This window comes from Pseudomonas sp. Pseusp97, from assembly GCF_047304025.1.
Classification (GTDB): Bacteria; Pseudomonadota; Gammaproteobacteria; order Pseudomonadales; family Pseudomonadaceae; genus Pseudomonas.
This window is the reverse complement of sequence record NZ_JBGLYK010000331.1, coordinates 1-4,093: the sequence shown is the minus strand read 5'-3', so window position 1 is coordinate 4,093 and position 4,093 is coordinate 1. Positions and strand designations below refer to the sequence as shown.

5 protein-coding genes are annotated in these 4,093 nt (G+C 64.4%); 3 read left to right on the top strand and 2 right to left on the bottom strand.

Features of this window, described 5'->3' with window-relative positions; all coding sequences use genetic code 11:
• Positions 1-228: 228 nt before the first annotated feature.
• The gene (locus ACCC94_RS28235; protein ID WP_413352900.1) at positions 229-1,179 is read right to left on the bottom strand and encodes an adenosine deaminase; all 951 of its coding nucleotides are present in this window, start codon (positions 1,177-1,179) and stop codon (positions 229-231) included.
• Between the two features lie 199 nt (positions 1,180-1,378).
• Between ACCC94_RS28235 and ACCC94_RS28230 the strand changes: the two genes are divergently transcribed.
• The 3 genes from ACCC94_RS28230 to ACCC94_RS28220 all read left to right on the top strand — a co-directional run bounded on the left by ACCC94_RS28230 (position 1,379) and on the right by ACCC94_RS28220 (position 3,541).
• Entirely contained in the window at positions 1,379-1,858 is a 480-nt protein-coding gene (locus ACCC94_RS28230) for a hypothetical protein (protein WP_413352899.1), read from the top strand.
• A 94-nt stretch (positions 1,859-1,952) separates the two neighbouring features.
• Positions 1,953-3,035 carry a calcium:proton antiporter gene (locus tag ACCC94_RS28225; protein WP_413352898.1) on the top strand — a complete coding sequence of 361 codons (1,083 nt, stop codon included), beginning with the start codon at positions 1,953-1,955 and terminating at the stop codon, positions 3,033-3,035.
• Positions 3,036-3,037: 2 nt separating this feature from the next.
• Positions 3,038-3,541, top strand: coding sequence for a nucleoside 2-deoxyribosyltransferase (locus ACCC94_RS28220; protein WP_413352897.1), 504 nt, complete (start codon positions 3,038-3,040; stop codon positions 3,539-3,541).
• Positions 3,542-3,721: 180 nt separating this feature from the next.
• Here ACCC94_RS28220 and ACCC94_RS28215 read toward each other — a convergent pair.
• A partial coding sequence (locus tag ACCC94_RS28215; RefSeq protein WP_413352896.1) for an energy transducer TonB occupies positions 3,722-4,093 on the bottom strand: 372 nt, incomplete at its 5' end.

Sequence of the window (4,093 nt, the reverse complement as noted above, 5' to 3'; positions counted from 1 at the left end):
TTTTGGGGGAAGCTCGGGGAGTTCCGGCGTTGGGCGTTCCCTCTCCCTAGCCCTGGCTGCGCGCCCCGCTTCGGATGGAGAGGGGCTGTTCCCAGTGCTCTGACAGTTTCGAGCTCGCCGGTGAAGATCGCTGCCTCCCTTCATGCCATGCAGCTCCCTCTCCCTTCAGGGAGAGGGTTGGGGAGAGGGCGCTACAGGTCAGCGCCGACGCTGAGCGCTACCTCGGCCTCACTTCACCAACCGCGCATCCAGGCTGTTCTGCGCCAGCCGCTGGGCCTGCTCCTTCGTCATCCCCAGGTGCTCGTGAAGGGCGTGGAAGTTCTCGGTCACGTAGCCGCCGAAGTAGGCCGGGTCGTCCGAGTTCACCGTCACCTTCACGCCGCGTTCGAGCATGTCGAGGATGTTGTGCTCGCGCATATGGTCGAACACGCAGAGCTTGGTGTTGGACAGCGGGCAGACGGTCAGCGGGATCTGCTCGTCGATGATGCGCTGCATCAGCCGCTCGTCCTCGATGGCCCGCACGCCGTGGTCTATACGCTCGATCCTGAGCAGGTCCAGGGCTTCCCAGATGTATTCCGGCGGGCCTTCCTCGCCAGCATGGGCGACGGTGAGGAAGCCCTCGCTGCGGGCGCGGTCGAACACGCGCTGGAACTTGCTCGGCGGGTGGCCGACTTCGGAGCTGTCCAGGCCGACGGCAACGAAGGCGTCGCGGAACGGCATGGCCTGGTCGAGGGTTTTGAATGCCTCTTCCTCGGACAGGTGGCGCAGGAAGCTGAGGATCAGGCCATGGCTGATGCCCAGCTGCTTCTCGCCATCCCTGAGCGCACCCTGGATGCCACGCAGCACCACCTCGAAGGGCACGCCGCGGTCGGTGTGGGTCTGCGGGTCGAAGAACGGCTCGACATGGATGACGTTCTGCGCCTTGCACTTCTGCAGGTACGCCCAGGTCAGGTCGTAGAAATCCTGCTCGGTGCGCAGCACGTCGGCGCCGGCGTAGTAGAGGTCGAGGAATTCCTGCAGGTTGTTGAAGGCATACGCCTTGCGCAGGCTCTCGACGTCGCCCCAGGGCAGGGCGACCTTGTTGCGCTCGGCCAGGGCGAAAAGCAGCTCGGGCTCCAGCGATCCCTCCAGGTGCAGGTGCAGTTCGGCCTTGGGCAAGGCATTGAGCCAGTCGTACATGGGTGAGGTCTCGTTATCGGTGGATGAGGCGCCCGTGATTGGCACACAAGCTGACCCGGCAGGCAAATCGTTGCGGAGCAACGAGCCCTATCACGCAATGGATAGAGATAATTCTGACGCAAAAGACAGATATCCGCGAAATCTTCCGGACAGGGCGCTTCCTAGAATCGCTTTACGTCCCACGACCTTGCCTACCCCCATGAACAAGATACTGTTGCTGTTCCTGCTGTCTTTGACCCTGTCCGCCTGCAGCCCGTCATCGGACCTCAAGTACAACGAAGTAGTGACCTCCGCTTTCCTGCAGAACGTGCAGCGCGTCGATCAGGACATGGAAAGACTGATCAACGGCGATTTCGAGCCGGGTCACGCAGACACGCTGAAAATGCGCACGCTGAGCCCTGCCACCCACCTGGGCGAGCTGGAGCAGAACCTGAACCAGGTGCAGCAACTGCAGCACAGCGAAGAGGCCGGCAAGTTCGCCAGCAGCCTGTCGCGCTACTACGAGCTGCAGATCAGCTACTCCCAGCAGCTCAAACGCTATGTGGAGACCCCGGACAAGGCAGGCAAGGAAGTCCTGGCGCAGAACCTCAACAACACCTACCAGGCGTTGCGGCCCCTGCCCGAGCAGATACTCGCCGTCCAGAAGCAATTCCTCGAGCGCAGCGGCCTGCCTCACTGAAAGACTGCCAGGACGCACCGCCGGCCGCTGGTACACCTCAGGTCCATTGCCTAAGATGGCGCACTCGCCTCTTTACGGAATGGACATCCCCTCGATGCTGCGCGCGCTCAAAGAAGAAAAATTCCTCCTCCTCGCCCTGCTGGTGGCGGTCGCGGTCTACCCGCTGGAGCACAGCCTGCTGAGTGGCGGCAAGATGCTCGCGGGGATCACCGCCACTGCGCTGCTGGCGGTGATCATCGGCGTCTCGCTGCGCGTGGCGCACCATGCCGAAATCCTCGCGGAGAAGGTCGGCGAACCCTACGGCACCATGATCCTCACCCTGGCGGCGGTGCTGGTGGAGGTGGTGATCCTGGCGATCATGATGAACCACAACCACTCGCCGACCCTGGCCCGCGACACCATCTACGCCGCGGTGATGCTGGACATGAACGGCATCCTCGGCCTGGCCGCGCTGCTGGGTGGCCTCAAGCACGGCGAGCAGTCGTACAACGACGACTCGGGCAAGACCTACGTGACCATGATCCTCACCGCCGTGGGCATCTCCATGGTGGTGCCGGAGCTGATCCCGGCCGAGCAGTGGAAGCTCTACTCCTTCTTCACCATCGGCTGCATGGTCATGCTCTATGCGCTGTTCCTGCGCATGCAGACCGGCCAGCACAGCTACTTCTTCAGCTACAACTACGCGACCCACGGCGAGCACGGCGAAGGCCACGACGCCCCCGGCAGCAGCAAGCAGTCCATGGGACTGCTGGTGGCTGGCGTGGTGCTGATCGGCGCACTGGCCGAAGTCATGTCCAAGGCCCTGGATGTCGGCCTGGAAGGCAGCGGCGTACCGCCGATCGTGCCGGCGCTGCTGGTGGCGGCGATCTCCGCCAGCCCGGAAATCCTTACCGCCCTGCGCGCGGCGATGGCCAACCGCATGCAACCGGTGGTCAACATCGCCCTGGGCGCTTCTCTGTCCACCGTGATCCTCACCGTGCCGGTGATCGAGGCCCTGGCGCTGTTCAAGGGCCAGCCGATCCAGATGGCGATGACCCCGCTGCAGACCGGCATGATGTTCATCACCCTGATGGTCGCCGGCTACAACCTGCATGACGGCAAGACCAACGCCATCGAAGGCATGACCCACTTCGTGCTGTTCGCCACCTTCCTGATGCTGTCGTTCATGGGACTCTGACCATGCTCAAGATCTACCTCGCCGGCCCCGATGTGTTCCGCCCCGATGCCTTCGAGCAGGGCGAACGACTCAAGGCCCTGTGTGCCGAGTTCGACCTGCAGGGCCTCTATCCGCTGGATCATTCGGTGCCCGACGGGATCGCCAATCCGCCGGAGCAGGCGCTGTGGATCTACCAGGCGAACCTCAACCTGATCGCCGAAGCCGACGCGGTATTGGCCAACCTCAATCCCTTCCGTGGCGCAGAGCCGGACAGCGGCACGGCCTTCGAGCTGGGCTATGCCGCCGCGCTGGGCAAGCCGCTGTACGGCTATATCGACGACGGCGGCGACTGCGCCGAGCGCCTGCCCTGCGAATGGCGGGGCGAGCAGCCGGGCCGCGACCGCGACGGCAACCAGATCGAAAGCTTCGGCCTGCCGCTGAACCTGATGCTCGGCGTGCCCGTGCGCATCGCCGTTGGCGGGGCACGGGAAGCGCTGGAACTGCTGCGGGAAGAAATGCTCTCGTAGGAGCAGAGAGCCACAAGAAGAAGGCCAGCCATTGACCTGTAGGAGCGAGCTTGCTCGCGAACCAATCCCCCGGAGACTCCGCTGCGTGGGCGGTTCGCGAGCGAGCTCGCTCCTACCAAGAGCCAATCGCCGGAAACGAAAAACGCGCCCTCGGGCGCGTTTTTCGTTGGCTCGAAGCCGTCAGCGGCGACGGCCCTCGAGCTTGAAGAAGAACACCTTGGTCGCCTGCCGCGCGACGATCCGGCCACCGCTGACGCGGGGTTCGAAGCGCCACTTGTCCATGGCGTCGCGCACGGCGTTATCGAACATGCGCGGCGGCGTGGACTCCAGCACCTGGATGTCGGCGATGCGGCCATCGCTGGTGATGGTGAACAGGACCTTTACCCGGCCCTCGATGCCCCGGTTCAGCGCCATGCGCGGGTACACCGGCGGGTCCATGCGCAGCGGCTTGATGTCGCTGTCGTTGAGGCTGCCGGTGGGCAGGCCGGCGGGGCCTTGCGAACCAGTGGGCGCGGCCTGGGCGCCCTGGGTGAACTGGCCGACGGTCGGCGC

Coding starts and splice junctions, on each gene's coding strand:
- ACCC94_RS28235 (WP_413352900.1), bottom strand. CDS start 1,179: ATGTACGACTGGCTCAATGCCTTGCCCAAGGCCGAACTGCACCTGCAC.
- ACCC94_RS28230 (WP_413352899.1), top strand. CDS start 1,379: ATGAACAAGATACTGTTGCTGTTCCTGCTGTCTTTGACCCTGTCCGCC.
- ACCC94_RS28225 (WP_413352898.1), top strand. CDS start 1,953: ATGCTGCGCGCGCTCAAAGAAGAAAAATTCCTCCTCCTCGCCCTGCTG.
- ACCC94_RS28220 (WP_413352897.1), top strand. CDS start 3,038: ATGCTCAAGATCTACCTCGCCGGCCCCGATGTGTTCCGCCCCGATGCC.